Origin of the sequence: Coleofasciculus sp. D1-CHI-01, assembly GCF_040218875.1 — a bacterium.
Lineage (GTDB): Bacteria > Cyanobacteriota > Cyanobacteriia > Cyanobacteriales > Coleofasciculaceae > Coleofasciculus.
The window spans coordinates 1-22,101 of record NZ_JAVJQP010000060.1 but is presented as its reverse complement, the minus strand read 5'-3'; the positions used below and the strand labels follow the sequence as shown (position 1 = coordinate 22,101).

The window sequence follows — 22,101 nt, the reverse complement described above, 5'->3', positions numbered from 1 at the left end:
GAAGGATTTAGATTTCGTGGTTTGGTGGTGGAGAAGGGCGGGTTTCGTTGTTTGGTTTGCGGTGTGTGTGATGATTGAATCCCTAAACCCGCCCCTACAGGATTGGGAGGATTGGTGTGCGATCGCGTGAAGGATTAGGATAGATTTCGTGGTTTGGTGGTGGGGATAGGGCGGGTTTCGTTGTTTGGTTTGGGGTGTGTATTATCATTGAATCCCTAAACCCGCCCCTACACGTTTTGCCCAAGGAAAACATTGTGCGATCTGATTATGAAATACAATCCGGATCAACATCATCGACGTTCAATCCGCCTTAAAGATTATGATTATACACAACCGGGATTTTATTTTATTACCATTTGTACTTGGCAACGCCAAACCCTGTTAGGTGAAATCATCGATAGTCAAATGCAGTTAAGCGATTCAGGCAAATTTGTCTATTTACATTGGCAAAATTTGCTTCACTATCATCCTAATTTAAAATTAGATGAATTTGTGATCATGCCCAATCATATCCATGGCATCCTGATATTGACAGCGGATACTACCAGTCAAAAACACCATGGATTGCCAGAGATTATCCGGGGATTCAAAACCTTTTCAGCACGCCGTATTAATAAAAATCGTCGCCAGAGGGGTGTCCCCGTGTGGCAACGTGGCTATTATGAACATATTATTCGCAATGAACAATCATTAACCGCGATTCGTAAATACATTGTGAATAATCCCATAGCCTGGGAAGAAGACGAATTGCACCCTAGTGGTTCTCAAGAATGGGATGGAACCATTAAAAAATTAGCCTTGCATACAAATCGAAGATAAATCTAATGTAGGGGCGGGTTTAGGAACAAAATTGGCGGAAAAACCAATAACATTTATACAAAACCCGCCCTAGCCCACCAATAACATTCGATTAATCTGTAGGGGCGGGTTTAGGAACAGAATTGACGAGAAAACCAATAACATTCATACAAAACCCGCCCTATCCCACCAATAATATTCGATTAATCTGTAGGGGCGGGTTTAGGGACAAAATTGACGGGAAAACCAATAACATTTATACAAAACCCGCCCTAGCCCACCCATAACATTCGATTAATCTGTAGGGGCGGGTTTAGGGACAAAATTGAAGGGAAAACCAATAACATTTATCCAAAACCCGCCCTGCGTCACCAATAACATTCGATTAATGGATGCGATCGCGTGGAATATTTCGTGGTTTGGTGGTGGGGATAGGGCGGGTTTCGTTGTTTTGTTGGGGGTGTTGTCTGATGATTTAATCCCTAAACCCGCCCCTACAGGATTGGGGTAGATGATGGGGAGGATTGGCGTGCGATCGCATGGAATATTAGGATAGGTTTCGTGGTTTGGTGGTGGGGAAGGGCGGGTTTCGTTGTTTTGTTGGGGGTGTTGTCTGATGATTTAATCCCTAAACCCGCCCCTACAGGATGGGGAGGATTGGCGTGCGATCGCGTGAAGGATTAGGATAGATTTCGTCGTCTGGTGGTGGGGATAGGGCGGGTTTCGTTGTTTTATTTGAGGTGTGTGTGATCATTGAATCCCTAAACCCGCCCCTACAGGATTGGGAGGATTGGTGTGCGATCGCGTGAAGGATTAGGATAGATTTCGTGATCGGGCGGTGGGGATAGGGCGGGTTTCGTTGTTTTATTTGAGGTGTGTGTGATGATTGAATCCCTAAACCCGCCCCTACAGGATTGGGAGGATTGGTGTGCGATCGCCTGAAATCTTAGGATAGATTTCGTGGTTTGGTGGTGGAGAAGGGCGGGTTTCGTTGTTTGGTTTGCGGTGTGTGTGATGATTGAATCCCTAAACCCGCCCCTACAGGATTGGGAGGATTGGTGTGCGATCGCCTGAAATCTTAGGATAGATTTCGTGATCGGGCGGTGGGGATAGGGCGGGTTTCGTTGTTTTGTTGGGGGTGTTGTCTGATGATTTAATCCCTAAACCCGCCCCTACAGGATTGGGGTAGATGATGGGGAGGATTGGCGTGCGATCGCGTGAAGGATTAGGATAGATTTCGTCGTCTGGTGGTGGGGATAGGGCGGGTTTCGCTGTATTGTTTAGGGTGTGTGTGATCATTGAATCCCTAAACCCGCCCCTACAATTACTGTTAACCAGGATTACAGCAACAACCATTTTAGGTGTTTTCTCTCAACCAATCTTGAAACTTCTGTGTCTCTTCCAGCGCCGGATTGATGGAAAACCAATTCCCGTTGCGATCGCGGTATTCATAGACGAACATGCTACGGAGTAGAGTGGTGTATTCCACGTCTCCTTTCACCGTCTGTTGTTGTACCACCTGAAACAGCAACTCCCATTCCTCATCATCAATGGATGAGGTGAGGTAATCCCGACTTTCGCGAATTACGCCTTCTAGACAATCCCGCGAGATTGGGGGGTCCATTTGTCGCAAACAGCCAAATAGAAGTCCCAGTAAGTTCCGCAGATGCCCACCGCTGATTTGACAGAGACGATCTAAGGTTTCAGTATTATCAAAGACTTCGGGAAGTAAGGCGAATCGTTGTGCTGGAGTATAGTGCGGAAATGCTCTCACTAAGACCATTTGCCGCAACAAATCCATCCCTTCTTTACATTCTGATCCATCCCGTTCGCGCACAGGAACCATGGGTAATATCGTTGGCGGTAATCCACCCCCTAACCGATTTTTTAGAATTTCCACATCATTGGAAAAGGTTAACGATAGAGGAAGGGTATAAACAACGTGACAATTCAGTTTCCGTAATTGGTCACCTCGGTCAATAAATAAGTATTCGGGTTGTAAGCGTTCCGAGGGAAGCGGACGATTATCTACCCGATCCAAATTATCGACAATCACCACCAGCCCAGCCTTTCCCCGTCGCCGCAGTTCCGTGGTTGCCCGTCCTAAAAGTTCGGTATTAATCGATTCTAAAATACCACTGGTACGGGGTTCTAGATATTCCCGTAAGCGGCGGCGGAGTTTGGGACTTTCTTTAGTTTTGGCGGTAATTTTACCAATGCCAATCGAGAGTTCGGCTTCGGCATTCAGTTCAATCGGCGTTTGCAGGAAGTCGGCAATTTCACTAAACAAATTGGCAAAATAACCGGGTTTCAGTTTAATTTTAATCGCTTCTAAACTTTCACTGACCCGACCCGCTACACTGAGGAGAATATCAGTAATATCGACATCTGCCATATCTAAGTCTTGGGAGGACTCAAAGTATACTACATAGTAGCCGTGCTTTTCTAACTCCGCTTTGAGTCGCAGCAATTCGGTGGATTTCCCGCAGCCAATATGACCTGTAAACAGTTGACAAGTGGGTTCATCGGGGGAAATTAAGGCAATGGTGCGTCGCAGTGACTGAATAATTCGATTCCCTCTCACTGGGGAAAAATCAATATAATACTGCTGATCTTCAACTTCCCCCACGGTTAAGGGCTTGCTGGGATTGCACGCTTTATAAAATCTCGGTAGATCTAGTCCCATAAGTCATCATCGTCCTTATGCTATTGTCGTTGAAAGACAGGGCATCTCGCCACGCGATCGCACTTGTCGCATTATCCTGGTTATTCTCGTCGTCACAATAACCCGCCCACCGACAGGTTTTGGGTTTTTCTTTCCTAGCAGCCAGGAAAAATGGGGGAGACTCTTGCCTATCGAGTGTAACCTGAGACGTTCTCGGGCTAAGTCTGGAAAATACGAATGCTTGATTTGCTGTGCTTCCAGAATGCGCTAAACTGTGACCTGCCTCAAGCAGTAAAATAGGGAACAGGAGGCTGACACTCAATAGTCGTTTATTCATTTTTTCCTACAAATTGCTAGCTAGATCGATGTGAGGATTGCGATTACTCTTCCATCCGTTTTCTCTTCACTATTCTGGACGCCTCAGCCGCAATCAGGATACTATCGGGGTCTTGTTGTCAAGAAATTATCAAGATTGGGGATGGGTGATGTTTGTTAAGAAATGTAACGATACTCGCGATCGCGCATATCATTCAAGACCTAATCGTGAGTAATAGACAGAGACTCGTCCCCAGTTTGGCTATTGGTTAAGCTGAGGTGTTAGGTCTAACCATTCCTTAACTAATCACGAGTTAAAATAGTAGCTATGAAAAATTATCGGAGAGCGGTTATGGTTACGCCACGTCGAACGTTCCGCAAATTTACTCCCGTGCTTCTCAGTGTAACGCTGTGTTGGACAACACTGGCTTGTCAGGATTCAACCAACTATTCTCAGTCTGTAGGACAACAGAACACCAACACGGTATCCTCTCAGACTCGACTCACAGAGGGGAAGTATCCTATCCAGCAAGTGACCTACAATGACGCCAATGGGCAGTATACTTTATTTTTAATGAATTATACAGGCGCGGCGTACAGTACCACAAACCCGCAAATGATACCCCTGACGCCAGAGGAACGTAATAGTGGGGAACAAAGTTATCTACAAATGCAGAATAACCAAGCGGTTTTGCATTTGAGTCCAGAGTTTCAGATTGAATATATCCACGCGGTTACGGAACCAGCCAGTAACAATGAAATGGTAATTGTGCGTGAGGAATCAACCTACTGGCAACCCTTTGAGAGTGACGGGGAGATTGAGATTGAACTGGACTTTCATTCCCCTCGCTATTATATTCCACCCCCCTATCAATCCGGTCAAGTGCTGCATAGTGGTTATCATGCCTCAAGTTATGACCAAGCGGTTACGAAATATCAAAGCAACCACAACACACCACCGCCTGCAGTGCGGAACAATCAGTTACGTACATCGGGAGTCTTGCGGAAGTCAACCACGAGTCAAACCACAACTCCGAGAACCTCACCCGCATCCACGAATTCATCCAGTACAACCCCATCAACGCCAACGGATAAATCGAGAACGCCTCAAGCTTCACCGGGAACAACGAATCCAGCTACAACCACTCAATCTGCACCACCATCGACAGGTTCCTCAACAAGTTCCTCCCCATCTTCATCAAGTAGCAGAACCACGGGTTCGGGTTATGGAAGTAGTAATTTAAGACAGTCTAGCCAATCGAAACCTAAGCCAAGTTCATCCCGAAATCGTTCATCGGGTTTTGGGAGTAGTAGCAGCAGATCTTCTGGGTCGAAGAAAAAACGTTGAATAATTTTATTGGAGAAGTTACATCTACATAAGTATAGCGGTTCTCAATTACGAATCGCACACCAAAATGTAGGGGTGCAAGGCTTGCGCCCTTATGCAATTAAGGACTCATTTAATTTAACGGTCTAGGTTCCAATTATGGATAATGATTTAGTTCTTTTTCTGGCAGGTGTTAGCTGTCTCATCCTTTATTTAGTCTTCTCAGCGCTAACTGAGATGGGGACAAAGCTTCCTTGGAAAAAATAACGAGAATCCTGGTGACTGGAAGTCGCTGCTACACAAAAAAAGTCCGCCTGCGCGGACTGGATTGTCTGGATTACAAAGTCAATATAGTTTCATCAATGGTAAGCTAATACAAGGTTTCAGGACTTTATCTAGACTTTTCATCTTGAACATTTATTCAACAATCCCTAATTACAATTTGACTTAAGCGCCTCAAAATTTTGAGAACGCTGTACAAATCTCCAGGGTTGCGAGTCGCTAACAAGTTTGATGTCGCGTATTTGGGATAGTCTTCCTGAACACATTTGACAAATATGAACGTTCCTCCACTGGTAATCATGCCATAGCTAGGTTTTTCTGGATTGGGATTTCCTAGCATATACGCCAACATTTGGGCAAGTCCGGCTTCAATGGAATAGGAGGCTCGTTTCGACTCGATAACCATAACCCAAAGCTGGTTTTTTAAGACTAATGTATCAATTCTTCCCCTGATAATTACGCCATCATCTTCCTCGACAATATCAATGGATTGTTCGGATTTAACGTAAAAGGGAGCTAGATAAAAATCACCAATGAAGAGAATAGGGTCTAAGACAGCCATTCTCACCACATCCTCTAGTAAGGGGGGATAGTTAAGCAGATTGAGATAACCCGCTTTTACTTTGTCTAATTGTTGTTTGTCGGAATCAGATAGATCGGGTAAATCTTCCTGCCACTCGGTAAAAAATTGGTTGTCTTCAACCAATTGGAGTCTATAGTTTTCTAGGAGATAGCGTAAATCTATATCTTGGGCTTGAATGATTTGTACCATAACGAGTTGGTGAAATTTATTGTGAAATAGAGTGGGTTCGTAGTAGGGGATGCGAGTCCTTGTGCCTTATGTCGCACTGCGAACTAAAATAACAGTACTCTTAACCCGCCGCGCGATCGCTTCCGGTATATTCTCCTGAATCATTAGCTGTAATAGCCCTTCCCGACTTGCGCCTAAAACCACGACATCACATAATTGGTTATTGGCGATATAAACCACCGCATCAGAAACCTCACTGGCGCGAATGGGAATCCGGCGAATCCGACCCTCGATTTGTTTCTTTAAAAAGTCGCTAGCTTTTTCTATGGCGGTTGTATCCGTAATCGTATCTTCTGGATCAAAGACTTGGCATAATCGAATATCAGGTGGTTTACTACTTAAAGGAATTAACGCTGGCAGAAAATCCAAGGCGCGTTGCGAATTGGGACCACCTGCGATGGGAATCAACCAACGCCGAAAGAAGGGAGGGATATAAGGTGGATGCATCATTTCACCCAATTTCACGACCATCACATCACAGGGCGCTTGGCGAATCACCGCATCCACTACCCCACCAAAAATGTGTCCAGGGGTTGAGGTTGAGCCTTTCCACCCCATCATCATCAAATTAATATGTCGCTCTTTAATGGTTTCTAGAATCGCTTGAGTAGTATCCTGACTCACCCGTATTTGAGTATGAACGGGTACATTCCAATCTCGTCCCCACTTTTCCGCCTGACGTAATAACCGACGACTGTTTGTTGTTTTTACTGGCGTTTCTGCCGGAGAATTGCTGCGGGAGACGATAATCACTTGTAGACATTCCAATTCATAGTCGCGATCGCGGGCGATGGCGGCGGCGAGTTTGACTAATATGGGGGCGGTTTGGGGATTGGCGATGGGAACTAATAACCGTCCTCGTCCCGTTTCTGGCGATCGGGTTTGATAAACTACATAAGAGGGTTCTAATTGTGATCTAGGCTGAGTTGTTTTACTATCAAGCTGATCCAATTCTGCTCGAATAATATCGCTGCGGGTAATAATTCCCAATAACTTACGCCCTTCTGTTACCGGGAGACGACTGAGGTGGTAACGGTTGAGCAAATACAGCACATCGACTAAACTCGCCCCTGGCTTAACCGTTATCGGGTTGGGTGTCATAATATCCGCTAAGGGTGTGGTTCCGGGAAAAGGACAACGGGGTGGATTGCCTTGCATTTTTGTCGCCTGTGTGATATCTGATTGACTAATAATCCCCACTAGCGTCCCCCCATCCACCACGGGAAATCCTTGGTGCGTCGAACGAGACACCGTCTGTAAGGCGTCATCGAGGGTCATCTGGAGGGATAAGGTTTCCACCCGCCGTTGCATCAAATTCTCTGCTGTTAACCCAACCAATGAACCCTTGTCCACCTTTTGAGTTGGGGAGGTATATCCTCTCCATTCCAACAGACGCTGATAAAGTGAGCCTTTGGAAAGTTGATCAGCGATCAGATAAGACACCACACAGGTGATCATTAACGGTAAAACCAGATTGAAATCCGCCGTAATCTCAAATATGATTACGATCGCGGTTATAGGAACCTTAGATACCGCACTAAAAAACGCCCCCATCCCTGCCAAGGCGTAAGTCGTCGGGTCCCCAACCCCGAAAAACGATAACTTAGCGACACCCACTAGATAACCCAAAGCAGAACCCAAAACCAGTGACGGGTGAAATAAACCCCCAGGAGCGCCCGATCCGTAGGAAACAATGGTGAGAAAAAAGTAGGTGACTAAAGCGAGGCTAGTGAATTGCCACGTCGCTTCCCCGGTAATTAATAACTCTCGCAATCCGCTATTATTGCGAAAATCTGGGGGTAATAGAGAAACTAAACACCCACAGATTAATCCCGCTAGCCCCATTTTCACCGCCAAGGAGACATGAAAGCGGCGCTGTAGGGTCAGGGAAAACAGAATTCCTCGATTAAATAAGGTTGCCAGTAATCCGGCTAAAAGACCTAGAAGTAAATAAAAGGGAATCTCTGGGGCGGAAAAACTACTGGTTGTTTCACCCCATTCCAGGTTCAGGTCGAGACTACGCCCCCCCAAAATCCGAGAAATCACCGCACCGATAAACGAAGCCAGAATCGCCGTTCCCAGAGTTAACCCAGAAAAATCATGGAGTAATTCTTCAACCACAAACAAAATACCCGCAATTGGCGTATTAAACCCCGCCGCCAAACCCGCCGCCGCCCCTGCTGAAATGATCTGGCGTCGATGGCTGGGAGATGTGGGAAACCAACGGCTAAACTGAGCCGCCAACGCAGCACCAATATGAACTGTCGGTCCTTGGCGTCCCAGGGTAAGTCCTCCCGCGATCGCTAAAATAGTACTGACGAGTTTAACCACCGCCACCCGCAAATCGAGAGCGATGGGAAATTGGGCAAGTGCGGCTTTAATTTGCGGAATACCACTCCCAGAAGCATCGGGAGCCAAATACTCGACCAAGAATCCAGACAGCGCTCCCAATACCAATCCGAACGCGGGTAAAACTAGAAAGGGCGGAAATTGTTCAGAAGTTTGAACCCGCCATGAACCGAGCCAACCAATACTGTGTTGGAGTAACACGGCAGATAGCGCAGAAACCACCCCAATTAAACAAGCTTCTGCGATCGCCAAACGTCGCTTGGGCAGTAACCATTGACGTATGGGATTGCTCATTTGTCTTATGTCTTATGTCTTATGTCTTATGTCATTCGTAATTCTCTTCCCCATCTCCCTCTGCTCCATCTGCTCCATCTGCTTCCCCAGCTCCCTCTGCTTCCCCAGCTCCCCCTGCTCCCCCTGCTCCCCCAGCTCCCCCTGCTCCCCCTGCTCCCCATCACACCATCGCCTAAATCAAAATAGAGGTTTGCTCAGAAGCCGTCACTGAGAGTCCTTCTAACACTAAGGAGGGGGTATAACATGGACCATTCCATTCTGCATCTTCACCCAGGGCAACAATTTGCTTAAGGGCAGTGTAGACATTTCCCGCAACCATAGTGTCTTTTACCCGACCGATGATCGTACCGTTGCAGACGCGATACCCTAAATCTACATTGACAGAAAAGTCTCCAGATATGCCAGCCCCACCACCGAGGATTTGGTCGATGACTAATCCATCATCGAGTTGCATCAGTAAGTCTCTCAATGAGCCTTTACCGGGTTGCACCATGATATTGACTAAGCCTGGGGTGGGATAACTGCCTAAGCTGGGGCGAAATCCATTCCCTGTACTGCCAACTCCCAGTAATCGCCCGATGGTGCGATCGCCATAAAACTGTTGCAATTGTCCTTCGCGAATTAATAATAGGGGTCGGGTGGGTGTCCCTTCATCGTCAAAAGGACAGCTATAGGGACCCGTATTCGGTTGTTGAGATAGGGTAAGGTTTTGGGAACTGACCACTTGACCCAAGCGATCGCTCCAAGGGGAAGCCCTTTCCCATACCTGTTTTCCATTTAATGCGGTTTGGACGGTATCCCAGAGTAAATCGGCGGCTTTGGCGGTGAGCAAAATTGGGACTTGACCGATAGGGGGATAAACGTTATTTTGCGCCCAGTTGAGGCGTTGCTGAATCGCTTGTACGATTTTATCGGCGTTAAGCTGTTCCCGTTGGGTTTGACCATCCGAGACGCATAAAAAGTCATCGCCGCGCACCCATTCGACGGAGACAAAACAGTTGAGTGTGGTGTCGGTGTAGTGACAATCCAAGCCTTGAGAGTTGATCAAGCGGATGGTTTCGGCTTCACATTCCAATTCGGCGGTACACAGAACCTCTGGATTTGCGTCCCGAATTTTGGCGATCGCTTCTTTGCCCATGACGACCAATTCTTCTACCGCCACGGACTTGCCCAAGTCGGGATAACCTTCGGTACGTCCCGGTGTGAGTTCCACCGATTCCGATTCATTCAGAGTGCTAATGGCAATGGCTCGATCCACTAAGTCTTGGGGATTCACTGCACCATAAGCAACCGCCAATCCGGGACGACCGTTTTTCCATAAGCGTAGCGCCACCCCTTCTGATTGACTACTTTCTAGCCGCTTGAGGCGATTCGCTTCAAAGAGTACAGGTCGAGACATCGATTGCGACTGATAGACCTCAGCATCCTTGGCTCCGGCTTTGAGTGCCAGATCTAAAAGTTGTTCGCAGGGCAGGGCGGGTGACAAATTCGGAGACTCCATAATGTTTAGGGTTAATTATTCTGTTTATAGTTCCGGCTCATGGTGATAAACCCCTAACCCATTCAGGGCTACGTTAATTCTTGCAACAACCAAAATCCAGCAAAGGTTTCTGAGGTTGGTGTTGACTGCACGGCGAGAAAATGTATGGACTGGGCGTTTTCTTTGGCAGATTCAAAGCCTTGAGCTTCCGCTAGGGTTTGATCATCGGTTAGGTTGGCTAAAGCCCAGCTATCACTAGCACCCGTTTCCAGTAATAACCGAGGAGTGACACCTCCCTGAAATTTAACAAATGCCAGTTCTAAACCCGACATCCATGCGGCTAAGGCTTTGGCGCGATCGGAGAAAATAATCATGCCCGGAATGCGCGTATCGGGAGCCAGATCCATCATTGACAGGGGAAAAGCTTCACCAAAGTCAATGTCCCACTCCTCCATATCAGCAAATGCTTCGGCTTCCAAGCTCACCAATGCCCATTTTTGTCCTTGGATGGCGTCGGGTAAGGGTTGAGGAACTTGAGGTTGGTAGCGCACAAAGGCAGAGGCGGCGGCTGAGGACTGATATCCGGGTTGCTGGGGATAAACGTCCTTGATCCGCTGGTTGAGCCAGTGATCCAGCGTGTATGTGCGACGACTGGCGATCGCGGGAATGCCTAACTCTTGGCAGGCTTTAGTAATCATGTTGTTCATCTGACGCCGGAAAAAGCGAATTTTTGTCGGTGCTTGTCCCGATGCCGCGATCGCCTCTTCTAAGGATTGCCGCAACCATAAGGAGTTGACCTCCTGGTTGGAACAAAACTGCGCGTACTGAAATAAGTCGTCTGTGGATTGGTGGATGTTTAAAGGACTCTCACAAATTAAGACTTCCCAGAGCTTCTTCTGATTGTCGTCCAAGATTGGACGTGAATAGAAATCGAGTTCCCAAATAATCGTCATGCCAAGACTGTATAATCTAACCCCTCTTCTAATAATACGGGTTAGCGATCCGCTCCCTGAACGATTTATGCCAAGTTGCGGTCAAATCGAGTGGATAGGGGAGATGGGGGAGATGGGGGAGATGGGGGAGATGGGGGAGATGGGGAAGCTGGGGAAGCTGGGGGAGATGGGGAAGATGAGGAAGATGGGGAAGATATAGCAACCGCCAAGATGGTTAGGACACATCATTTATGTAGAGACGCGATGCAAGAAGCTTATCTAGCACAGTTCGGAAAGTCCTAATCGATGTGTCTACTGCTATAACGGATCAGATGAGAGGTTAAGAACGCGGTAAGTTAGAGGTAAGCGCTCTATCCATACCTGTAAATCACTAATCATGCCTGTGAATCGAATTGTCCTGTTATGCGTGGTTGGAGGTGGACTGGCTATATTTGTGTTGTCAAATTTGTCAGCCCCCGCCTTGTCTATCGTATTTTTAGGAATGCAAACGGTTGCATTGCCTCTGACGGTATGGATAGGACTGGCGATCGCACTCGGCATACTTACCAGTTTAGTCTTACAATTGCTCAGTTTTCGACCCAGGAGGGTTCAGAGGTTTGATCGCACCGCCCAAGCATCGCCTCCAAATCGTTGGCGATCAGATGTTGAGTTTGAGCAGGAGGAACCTGAACCCCAGGAAACTGAACCAGAAATGCCATCTCCCCCACCCCCACCCCCACCACCACCACCAGAACCGCCGCCCTCTGCTTCCGGTTCGGATTGGGATCAAGCTGTTGCTCCAGAGTGGAACTTTGAAGGAGAATCGGCAACATCCATAGAGGACGAGTTTGACTGGGATGAGTTTGAAAGTCAGCCAGAGGAAGAGGTATTAGAGGAAGAGGAAACAGAGCGCGATCGCCAAGAGCGCAGTATCGGAAGCGATCGCAGTAGTTACGAACCACGTCAAGAACCCAGCCTTCGTTCTCAACCCGACTCGGTTTATTCCTACAGTTACCGGGAATCTAATACGTCTAAATCGAGAATTGGCAAATCTGAGGCAGTGTATGATGCTAACTATCGAGTAATTACCCCGCCCTACCGCCAACCCCCACCCCAAGCGGAACCGGAGGATGAGGATGAGAATGAAGGTGAAGACTGGGGATTTGAGTTTGATGAGCAAGACAGAGGTTCGTAGCTGAAACTCGATCAATGAGCTATTGATTATTACCCAGCCTGTAAATGGTCAACTTGGTAACAAATTTGGTCAACAAATCAATAAAAAATTAATCACATTGTAAATTTTTCAGCAAACTCTTGGTATGCTGCAAAGTATAATTAGTCTCAACAGTAGCAAGTTTCCAACACTATAAAACCAGGGAGAGCGCTCATGAGACGCCACACACTCGTTGTTTTAAGCATCACTACTGCGGTCTTTGGCTTAGTCCCCCTTGCCCAAGCTCAGTCCGACTCACCGTTTAGCGCTAATGACAATTCGGTTACGTTATCCGGTGAATCCCTACGGACTGTACAACGTCGCAGTCTATCCAACGATTACCGTTCTTTCTTCAATACCAACTCGTCCATTGCTCCAGATGCAGTCGGAGTGAATTCTGCAGATTCACGCTTTACCATTAGCGATCGCCTACGAATTGTCGTTGGAGATACTCTCAACTCTGGTGATCCCCTTGACCTATTTCCGGCTGTGGGAGAAGAGGGAGATGTTCAGCGACTCAAGCTACAAGTGCCGCTCAGGGAATAATTAGTCATAACTATTCTCAAATGACATCCGCAAAGTCGCGCAAAATTATTTGATAACTATTGCCGATGTCATAGCCGTAAAAAATAGAAGACAATTAAGAAGCAACTCCAACACAAACAACTAATCTGGGCTAGTACGGTGAGAAATGTTCCTGGTTTCTCAAGTCTACTAGCCTATTCTCTTGGGCAAAAGGTAAAGGGTAAAAGGGAATAAGTAGTCGGACAAAGGAAAGTTTACGGTTGAAATTAGGGGACTCTTAACAGGGAACAGTAATAATTTGAGGCTTCTTAACATTTCTTAGTACAGTAGACAGAATTTATGTCCAGGTACTTACAAGATTTAGTTTCTAAATGATACCCAATCCCATGACAGCGGTTTTCAAGTTTGTGAAGTACGTTATTTTATCATTTTTCATTATTCATGAGATATGCCAAATATTTTTAACCTTCCCTCTCAACTGCCCCATGAAGAACAATTTGAGGCATTAGTCTCTAGTGATAGTGTGTTAATTGAGCGAATTATCTCCACAGGGCAAACAACACCAACCGGAGAATGGTATGATCAGCAGCAGGATGAGTGGGTGATCCTGCTTCAGGGGGAAGCAATTCTTATCTATGATGATGGGTCTAAAAGTGAACTGAAAGCCGGGGATTACGTTTTAATTAATGCCCATCAAAAACACCGAGTTGAATGGACAAGCTCTCACCCACCCTGTATTTGGCTGGCTGTCCATGGTAATCTCAAATCTAATGGCAGAGACGATAAAATCTGAGTTAATTCAACACTGAAAACGGGTGTGTGAAGAACTATGATAAATTGACAATTGACTTTCCCATTCCTTGTAAATCAGAGTTCCGATTACTGGAGTTGTGCTAAATGGCGCTGACTCGCATAGCCTGGAAATAAATGAATTAACTCTTTGAACCCGTTTCAACGGGTTTTAGCTTTTAGCCCCAACTTTAGTTGAGGGCTTAAGTCAGCGACATTCCCCTTAAATCCTTTGTCACTATGCAAATTCCTAAGCAACTTTGGCGAGCGTCTCCTGTATTATTATCCCTGGTGGGTGGTATCCTGATGGGATTAACTCCATCCCCTGTGGAAGCCTGGTCTTTGGCGTGGATTGCTTTGGTTCCCTTGTGGTTCTTAGTGGTGAATCAGCCAAGTCTGCGCCAGACGGCTTTATATGGTTTCTGTTGGGGGATTGGCTATCAAGGGTTAGCCCTATTTTGGATTACAGGTGTTCATCCCATGGATTGGATGGGAGTACCCTGGTTAGCCAGTTTAGCGATCGCGCTTTTTTGCTGGGTGTTTATTACCCTCTGGGGGACGATTCTGGTGGTGCTCTGGGCGGTGGGGATGACGGCGTTCAATTCACTATTGAATCGTCAAGGTGCAAAATTTAGGACAGTTACTCGCGTCTTACTCGGAATTGCCCTCTGGTGTGGTTTAGAAGCCTTCTGGACGTTAGGCGATCTCAATTGGACATCTCTGGCGTATACCCAAAGCCCCCATAATTTATGGATTTTACACCTGGGTCAGATTTCGGGTCCGTTTACTGTCACCGCCGCCGTTGTCGCGGTGAATGGATTAATCGCGGAAGCTGGGATTAGTTATTTCTCTAATCGAACCCAACGAGTCACTGGATCTAATGCCAAGCAGAACTTTATCCTAGCATTAGGACTCCTCATCGGATTCCATCTGATTGGATTTGGACTCTACAGTCGCCCGCTGATTCAACCCACCCAAGCCGCCTTCAAGGTTGGTATTATTCAAGGGAATATTCCCAACCGGATTAAACTCTATCGAGATGGTTGGAGTCGGGCAATTGAAAATTATACCAAGGGTTACAACGCCTTAGCGGATAAAGGAGTAGAAGCCGTTCTAACACCAGAAACAGCATTACCCTTTCTCTGGGATGAACAGATTAATCAATTTCGCTCACCCGTTCCCTTTTATCAATACAAACTCGATCGCTTGAAAGAGGCTATTTTAGACAAAGGTGTACTGATTTGGTTGGGGGCGTTTGGGGAAAAAGGAGATAGCCTGACAAATAGCTTATTTACGATTACAGGTACAGGGGAAACCATCAGCCGCTATAACAAAGTCATCCTCGTCCCTTTAGGCGAATATATTCCCTTTGAGGAACTATTGGGCAGTTTAATTGATCGCCTTTCCCCCTTAGATGCCCATTTAGCCGCAGGTCAACCCAACCAACAGTTTGCCACACCATTTGGTCGTGCGATCGCGGGGATTTGTTATGAGTCAGCGTTTGCCTATCATTTCCGCCATCAAGCCGCTAGGGGAGGTGAGTTTATTCTCAGTGCTTCAAATAATGCTCATTATAGTGAAACCATGCCCGCCCAACACCACGCCCAAGATGTGATGCGAGCTATTGAAACAGATCGGTGGGCAGTACGGGCGACGAATACGGGCTATTCTGGCATTGTCGATCCTCATGGTAGAACTTTATGGCTTTCTGGGATTAATACCTACCAGATTCATGCGGCGACAGTTTATCGGCGACAAACCCAAACGCTTTATGTACGCTGGGGCAATTGGTTAACGCCAACATTAATAGGATTGGCGATGTTAGCGTTTATCGTGAGTCGCTAATCTTGTTTGTAGTAGGCGCTTGATTGCCCCTAGCAAGAGGACTAAAGTCCTCACTACAAACATCCAAAACCCTGCACGTTTGTTTCTCTGCGGTTTCCACCGCCATAACTGTTTACCTGGACTCAGTACCATTAAAATCATTTAGAACTAACACTTGTAATTCTCTAACTCTGGAAACTCCCCACGCCTCAGGCGGGTGACATAATCCTGAGCATCCATACCCTTGAGTAGATTAGGGGCTATTCCCGCAAATTCTGTCACGTTACGGCGGGGTTTCCGCTTCATCTCACACCGTCGTAGTTTCTGGGTTAAGTAAGCGATGAACTGCAATTGCTCATCAGGTGTGAGGGTGTCTGCTTGTTTCATCAAATCCACTAATTCTTTAGACATTTTAATTTATCCTTTTTTATTCAAGTCTAAACGTGCCGACGGCGAACATGATAGGTGGGAAACGTGCCATATCCTTTTGCCCAAGGCGTTTGTCCCACATAATCACAGGTAATATAGCGATATCACGCCCCTAATCTCCTTTTATAAGAATCTAATCTCCTTTTATAAGAATCGTAGGGGCGACCCGCCGCACAAAATTAACACCACCCACCGATTAATGTTATCGGGTCGCCCTGCATCGGATATCGGTAATTATCTGACACCGCCTAGATTTAGACAGGGGCGAGTCGAGATACGAAAATTCCACCGCCACCATCAGAGCAGCGACTCGCCCCTACAACCGTTAAATCCAATTGCCAACTAATACAAATGGTGTCCAGAAATAGGGATGTTTCCGATACTTTGGATCTTGTAAAATCAAGAGTTGAGCGCGACGCAGGGCTTCAGCCTTACTCACTTTATCCTCAGTGAGGACTTGGTAAAATTTCACCATCAGATCCGCCGTCGTCGCATCATCCACTAACCATAATGTGGCTATCGTACTCCTAGCCCCAGCTCTGACGGCGACACCCGCTAATCCCAATGCAGCTTGATCATCGCCTTTAGCGGTTTCACAGGCACTGAGTACCAGTAATTCAATGGGATTGGTGCGACGCAAATCCGTGGTTTTGAGTAAGGAACTCAATTCATTCACATTAAGCTTATCATCCCACGTAATAATAAAGGTTCCCTCTGCTTCTGAACTAAACTGACCGTGGGTGGCGAGGTGGACAACGGGAAATGATACGTTACCCATCGTATTTTCTAATGTGGATTTGGTAAACTCCTGATTGAGTAACAATTTCCCTGGCATAAACGATTGAATTTGTTGGAGTTCGATTTTTACATTGGGTAGGGCACTAAAGTCTAGGCGGGATTCGGAAAGTCCAGCCGTTAACACTTCAAGCTTTTGTTCGGTCAGGGGTGTGGACTCTAACAATTCTAACCCTGGAGTCAGCGCGATCGCATAGTTTTGCAGTAGGAATTGCTCCCCGTCGTGTAACGCCGCCATCGGGATATTCCGCAGCGTGCCATTCAATACAAAGACTAGGGTTTTTACCTCACTTTGGGCTAAATCGGCGGCGACGGGCTTGATAATCCAGTCATAGACTTTTCGGGCGAGGGGCAGAAATCTTAAACTGGTGCGCTGAGGTAAGGCTTGACGAAATTCCTCTAATGTGCTTTTTAATTCAGTTTTGGAGACAAAGGTGGTGTAACGGCGTAAGGGTTGATTGGGTAAATGAACAATGATTTCCAAGCGATCAGATAAGATAATCGGGTAAAGTACGGCAGCTTCTTGGTCAATCGTATCAATATTTACAGGTTGAGCCGTGATACAATCGGCTTGAAAGAAGTTATCCAATTCCGCGATTTGGAGTGACTCAACCACCTGACGGGCTTGTTCGAGTTGTTCTGGACTAATTTGGGTATTATCTGCGGGTAATAGGAGTTCGACTAACTGGCGGTAGATGGGTTCAACCTGTTCCCGGAAGGAATACTGGACATTAGAATTAACCGCGACTAAATCACTACGTAGGGATTGCAGCGTATCTACCGCCCCTTGGTACGCCGCAATTGCCCCTTGGGTATCGCCTTGCTGTTTGAGTAAGCGCCCTAATTGCCATTGCCAAGGATACAGACTATCCCAGGCTTCAATCGCTTGGGTTTGAATTAAGGCTTTTTGGGTTAATTCTTGGGCGGGTTGCAGTTGATTGGTTTGTTCGTAAAGATGTCCCAGAGTTCCTAATGCATAGGCGTGGAGGCGTTTATCTTCCAGGGTTTCCGCCTGCTGGATAGCGGTGGTGAGGATTTGGGCGATGTCTTGGTGTAGAGACGCGCCATGGCGCGTCTGTGCTAATTTAATCAGACTTTCGGCAAAATTAATCCGAGATGTAATCGCTTGATCTGAAAGGGGTAAACGGTTGAGTTGGCTGTGAATTTGCGGGATTAAGGTTTGCGCTTGTTGGCGATTTCCGGTTTCGATAAGTAAGCTGAGTTGATTGAGTTTTGCCCGTAATTGGATAAGGGGAGATGGGGCTGCGGTTATCGCTTGTTGATAGAACTCCAGGGCGGCTTCAACTTGCTGCTGTTGACGGCTGGTATTGGCAAGACTGAATAAGGCGGCGCTGATATCAGAGGGGGATTCTAACTGGCGGGCAATTTGTAAACTTTCGTCTAATACCTGACGGGCTTGGGGCAAGTCGTTTACGAATTGTAACACTTCCCCGAGCGATCGCAAGCCGACGGCTTTGGTGAGGGAATCGGGTTGATTGTCGAGGGTTTGTCTGACTTGCTGGAGTAACTGTAATGCCCGTCGATGAAACCCCAGGGCTTGCATGGCTTGCGCTTGATTAATTTGGCTTTTGAGTTCACCTGTTTTATCCCCTAACTGATTGTACAGGGCGGTGGCTTGCTCCCAGGTGGCTAAGGCGGGTTCGGGTTGTCCCTGATTCAGTTGTAAACGCCCCTGAATCATTAGGCTTTGGGCTAAGACATTGAGGTGATGGGTAGAAACGTCGCGGTTTGGTTCAGTTTGCAGTAAAGTTAAACTCTGGGAAATGGCGTCGTTTGCCTCGGACCATAAGCTGAGTTGGTGATAGGCTAAGGCGAGATTACTGAGGACTGTAGCTTGCTTGATGGTATCGCCTTGGGTTTGATAGGCTTGGGCTGCTTTTTTGAGGAGTTCTACAGCGTTAGCATATTGACCTGTTTCGTAGAAGGTTTTCCCTTGTTTTACCCAGGCTTCTGGAGAGGAGTTAGCGGTTGTTGTCTCAATTGCTGCGGGTTGGGGTTCGGGTTGTCCGATTCCGGTTGCGGATATCGGGGAAATGACTATACAGAAAATGGCGGTGATACTGGCTAATAGTAGCCATGATATACCTCGTTTTATGGCGCTGAAGCGCTTACTACGAACAGGTAGATACCATTTGTTTTTCATACTATTTTATCCCAACAAGATTATGTTATAGGGGTACGACGTTGTTTATTCTTGCTCCCCTCTCCCATGCAAAAAAAGCGAAGCATCCTTTGTCATCCCTCCTCGTAGGGGGGAACGAGGGAGGTTGGGAGAGGGGTTGGGGGTGAGGGGTATTAAATCTAAGTCAATCACCCCCTTATTTCTTCTACCTCCTGCCTTCTTATTTACTCACAGAACTTAGGATTAACGGGGGGATTTCCAGATGTCATGTTAGTGGCTTCCGCCGTAAGGATAACATTACCTTGTTCATCTCGAATCCATCCCTTAGCTTCTACAATCTGGCGCGGTTGAGTCGGTTTATCGGGGAGAGTTGCCGTAGTATTATCACTATTGTTTTCTGGTGACTCTAAGGAAATCCAATCGGCAAATACTGCTTCCCCCCGGAGTAATTCATTCGGTTTAGGGGGTAAACCGCCGCGTCCGGTGACCACAAAACTACTTTGATTGAGTCCAGCATCGGCTTGACACACTTGACCGACTAATCCTCGCACATCTATCGGTTTGGTGGGTAATTGATTTAACTCCCGACTGGGATCAACATCAGGGGTATTAATCTCCACATCACCGTCTAACCCGAAGTCGGAACTGGCAGTAATATCACTTTTTGGCGTGCGCTGGGGACGGAATTCTAACCCAAAAATACTTTGCGCGGTGATATTAATGTCACCGCCATCACCCTCAACGGCATCAGCCACAATGTCGCTGTTTTCGTCTTCAACTGCCACAATGAATTCGCTGTCAATCGTAATATTTCCCCCATCACCCTCACCGCCAAGCGCTTCTGCCGCAATCAGGCTATTGCGGCGCATTTCAATTAAATCTTCTACCTGAAGATTGATATTACCGCCTTCACCCGATACGGTACTGGCAATCAAAGACCCTTGGTTATCCAGGTTAATTGAGTTGGCGGTAATCCGCATTTCCCCGGCATTTCCTGTGGCTTGAGGAGGCAGAATAATACCTTGCAACCTCCCAAATCCTAACGTGGGTTCAGTCAGACGTAAGTCATTGGCAACCGTTCCCGTTGCGGCTGTCACTCTTGCCCTATCCCGGACGATTAATTGATTGGTATTTACCTGCAAATTCCCCGCATTTCCTGTACCAAATCCCTGGACATATAATCCACTGGGAAAACCTTCAGCAGATGTACCAATTATTTCTACAGATTCAGCCGCATTGACGAATAAACTTCCCCCTTGCCCATCTCCAATTGATGAAGAGGTAACAAATCCCCCATCGCGGATAATTAATCGCCCCGTATTAATGGTCAAATTTCCCGCCGTTCCTCCACCCGTCGGATTCGCTAAGGTATTAACTGTATCAGTACCTAAGGTGCTGGGAATTATATTAATCGGAGATTTCCCAATTACTTCCACTGACTCTGAGGCATTCACGGTTAAATCCCCGCCGTCACCGGAACCTGCTGTACCAATTTCGACAAATCCGCCATCACGGATAATCAAGCGACGGGTATTAATCGTTAAGTTTCCAGTATCACCCGTACCTAGAGTTCCAGAGACAAAAAGACTAGGAACACCCTCAACTAAAGATACCCCTATCACCTCGACAGACTCAGAGGCATTCACCTCTAAATCTCCTCCTCTCCCTTGAGCAAATGTTGTTCCGGATATATTAGCCCCTTCTTGAATCATCAATCGTCCGGTTTCAATGGTTAGGGTTCCTGCATCTCCAGAACTACTTGCTTCGGTAAACAAACCCCCAATTGTTTCATTGGTAACACCTGTTAGTTCCACAGTATCGGAGGCTTTCACGGTTAAATCGCCCCCTTGACCCCTGCCAAACGTGGACGTTGACGCCCTTGCGCCCGATCGCAAGTTCAGTTGCTGTGTTTCAATGAGGATATCTCCCGCCGCACCATCTCCGCCTGTAATGGCATAGAAGCCGCTACTGGGAATGGTTGCCAGAAAATCCGTTACCCCAGGAATGGTATCCAACAGGGGACTATCAACACCCTCAAGATTAATCCCACTTGCATCTACAGATTCTGTGGCTTGTACGGTGACATTTCCGCCAGGAATTGCCCCTAAGGTTCCCGCAATCACTTGTGCGCCGTTGGTTAAGGAGACTGAATTCGCTGTAATGGTGACATCACCACCCCGAAGATTGGGTACAGGAATCGGACTTAAACTGGCACTACCAATGAGATTATTATCCCACGCGATCGCACCTTGGCTACTTACTTTAATGTTTCCACCTACTGCGCCAATGGATAAGATATCAGAGGTGACGATATCTCCCTCGCTAATTAAGCTAATATCACCACCATTACCTCCTAGAGAACTTGCATTAACGACGCCATTGACGGTGATGCTGTCTCTGGAGTCAATCGTGATTGAACTGATAGTCGCCGCCGAATTATCTGGATTCGGACTAATCGCCACTTCCGACATACCCTTTATGGTAATTTCGCCACCGGGTAAGGATAAATTCGGTTGGTATTGATTGGTAATCAAGGCAACACCATCAGGGGCATTGAAAAAGATACCACCAATCGTAATATCAGCACTTGTGGGAATTCCCACCGGATTGGGTAAAGGCGGAACAATAATTCCCGTGGCTGGGATACCCTGAATATCTGGGATATCAAACGCCGTTGTTCCCGCCCGGATATCTAACGTGGGTTTGGTTTTACCATCAACTAATACAGTCGTGCCATCTGACAAAGTAATGGTTTCTACAATACCATTAACCGGGTCGGGAGACTGGATAATAACGTCCCCTGAAATCGTCACACTCCCTCCCGCCAGAATATGCAGAGAAGCGCCCACGTAACCCCCTAAGACTACATCCCCACTAGCGCGAATAACCGGGTCTTCTGGACTGGTTAATTGTCCTAAGTTCCCCTCTAAATCTTCTATCCGAAAACTGCCCCCAGTTGTATAATGAGCATTGCCTTTAATGGGATTAGCTGAACGCAAGACTAAATCTGCACCGGAAAACAGTCCACTCTCCGGATGATTTAACGCCGAAATCTCGATACGGTTAGCACCTTCCACCTCTAACTGATTAAAAGCCGCCGCGATAAACGGATTGCTGATTGTATCCTGCA

At 46.9% G+C, this 22,101-nt stretch carries 18 protein-coding genes; 8 read left to right on the top strand and 10 right to left on the bottom strand.

The window, feature by feature from the left end:
- Positions 1 to 267 precede the first annotated feature (267 nt).
- Positions 268 to 819, top strand: coding sequence for a transposase (locus tag RIB93_RS12010; RefSeq protein ID WP_446373006.1), 552 nt, complete (start codon positions 268 to 270; stop codon positions 817 to 819).
- Between the two features lie 304 nt (positions 820 to 1,123).
- On the top strand, positions 1,124 to 1,309 hold the full coding sequence (locus tag RIB93_RS12005; protein ID WP_446373005.1) for a hypothetical protein: 186 nt from the start codon (positions 1,124 to 1,126) through the stop codon (positions 1,307 to 1,309).
- A gap of 527 nt (positions 1,310 to 1,836) precedes the next feature.
- Here the strand turns inward: RIB93_RS12005 and RIB93_RS12000 are convergent.
- From RIB93_RS12000 to RIB93_RS11990, 3 genes are read right to left on the bottom strand one after another with little or no spacing between them, the layout of a single operon-like run.
- On the bottom strand, positions 1,837 to 2,097 hold the full coding sequence (locus RIB93_RS12000; RefSeq protein WP_446373004.1) for a hypothetical protein: 261 nt from the start codon (positions 2,095 to 2,097) through the stop codon (positions 1,837 to 1,839).
- A 58-nt stretch (positions 2,098 to 2,155) separates the two neighbouring features.
- Positions 2,156 to 3,484 (bottom strand): ATP-binding protein, encoded by a 1,329-nt coding sequence (locus RIB93_RS11995; RefSeq protein ID WP_446373003.1) that lies wholly within the window; start codon positions 3,482 to 3,484, stop codon positions 2,156 to 2,158.
- Positions 3,456 to 3,800: a hypothetical protein gene (locus RIB93_RS11990; RefSeq protein WP_446373002.1), complete on the bottom strand. Its 345-nt coding sequence runs from the start codon at positions 3,798 to 3,800 to the stop codon at positions 3,456 to 3,458. Before RIB93_RS11990 ends, RIB93_RS11995 begins: the two co-directional genes overlap by 29 nt.
- A 306-nt stretch (positions 3,801 to 4,106) precedes the next feature.
- Here RIB93_RS11990 and RIB93_RS11985 point away from each other — a divergent pair, with 306 nt between their 5' ends.
- Complete coding sequence (locus tag RIB93_RS11985; RefSeq protein WP_446373001.1) at positions 4,107 to 5,126, top strand: hypothetical protein; 1,020 nt, start codon at positions 4,107 to 4,109, stop codon at positions 5,124 to 5,126.
- A gap of 400 nt (positions 5,127 to 5,526) precedes the next feature.
- Here the strand turns inward: RIB93_RS11985 and RIB93_RS11980 are convergent, their stop codons facing one another.
- From RIB93_RS11980 to RIB93_RS11965, 4 genes are all read right to left on the bottom strand, one after another.
- On the bottom strand, positions 5,527 to 6,159 hold the full coding sequence (locus RIB93_RS11980; RefSeq protein ID WP_446373000.1) for a restriction endonuclease subunit R: 633 nt from the start codon (positions 6,157 to 6,159) through the stop codon (positions 5,527 to 5,529).
- A gap of 66 nt (positions 6,160 to 6,225) precedes the next feature.
- Positions 6,226 to 8,841 carry a chloride channel protein gene (locus tag RIB93_RS11975; protein WP_446372999.1) on the bottom strand — a complete coding sequence of 872 codons (2,616 nt, stop codon included), beginning with the start codon at positions 8,839 to 8,841 and terminating at the stop codon, positions 6,226 to 6,228.
- A gap of 172 nt (positions 8,842 to 9,013) precedes the next feature.
- Positions 9,014 to 10,342, bottom strand: a complete 1,329-nt coding sequence (locus RIB93_RS11970; protein WP_446372998.1) for a TldD/PmbA family protein — start codon at positions 10,340 to 10,342, stop codon at positions 9,014 to 9,016.
- 68 nt (positions 10,343 to 10,410) lie between these two features.
- A complete protein-coding gene (locus RIB93_RS11965; RefSeq protein ID WP_446372997.1) occupies positions 10,411 to 11,274 on the bottom strand; it encodes a Tab2 family RNA-binding protein in 864 nt (287 codons plus the stop codon).
- Between the two features lie 75 nt (positions 11,275 to 11,349).
- On the opposite strand from RIB93_RS11965, the gene RIB93_RS11960 reads away from it, so the two are divergent.
- The 5 genes from RIB93_RS11960 to lnt all read left to right on the top strand — a co-directional run bounded on the left by RIB93_RS11960 (position 11,350) and on the right by lnt (position 15,625).
- Positions 11,350 to 11,556 carry a hypothetical protein gene (locus RIB93_RS11960; protein WP_446372996.1) on the top strand — a complete coding sequence of 69 codons (207 nt, stop codon included), beginning with the start codon at positions 11,350 to 11,352 and terminating at the stop codon, positions 11,554 to 11,556.
- Positions 11,557 to 11,650: 94 nt separating this feature from the next.
- Entirely contained in the window at positions 11,651 to 12,448 is a 798-nt protein-coding gene (locus tag RIB93_RS11955; protein WP_446372995.1) for a hypothetical protein, read from the top strand.
- A gap of 192 nt (positions 12,449 to 12,640) precedes the next feature.
- Positions 12,641 to 13,012, top strand: a complete 372-nt coding sequence (locus RIB93_RS11950) for a hypothetical protein (protein WP_446372994.1) — start codon at positions 12,641 to 12,643, stop codon at positions 13,010 to 13,012.
- 427 nt (positions 13,013 to 13,439) lie between these two features.
- Positions 13,440 to 13,784 carry a cupin domain-containing protein gene (locus RIB93_RS11945; RefSeq protein WP_446372993.1) on the top strand — a complete coding sequence of 115 codons (345 nt, stop codon included), beginning with the start codon at positions 13,440 to 13,442 and terminating at the stop codon, positions 13,782 to 13,784.
- 236 nt (positions 13,785 to 14,020) lie between these two features.
- Complete coding sequence (gene lnt / locus RIB93_RS11940) at positions 14,021 to 15,625, top strand: apolipoprotein N-acyltransferase (RefSeq protein ID WP_446372992.1); 1,605 nt, start codon at positions 14,021 to 14,023, stop codon at positions 15,623 to 15,625.
- A 147-nt stretch (positions 15,626 to 15,772) separates the two neighbouring features.
- On the opposite strand, the gene RIB93_RS11935 is transcribed toward lnt, so the two are convergent.
- From RIB93_RS11935 to RIB93_RS11925, 3 genes are all read right to left on the bottom strand, one after another.
- Positions 15,773 to 16,015 carry a hypothetical protein gene (locus tag RIB93_RS11935; protein ID WP_446372991.1) on the bottom strand — a complete coding sequence of 81 codons (243 nt, stop codon included), beginning with the start codon at positions 16,013 to 16,015 and terminating at the stop codon, positions 15,773 to 15,775.
- A 343-nt stretch (positions 16,016 to 16,358) separates the two neighbouring features.
- Positions 16,359 to 18,992, bottom strand: a complete 2,634-nt coding sequence (locus RIB93_RS11930) for a CHAT domain-containing protein (RefSeq protein ID WP_446372990.1) — start codon at positions 18,990 to 18,992, stop codon at positions 16,359 to 16,361.
- Between the two features lie 203 nt (positions 18,993 to 19,195).
- A partial coding sequence (locus RIB93_RS11925; RefSeq protein WP_446372989.1) for a hypothetical protein occupies positions 19,196 to 22,101 on the bottom strand: 2,906 nt, incomplete at its 5' end.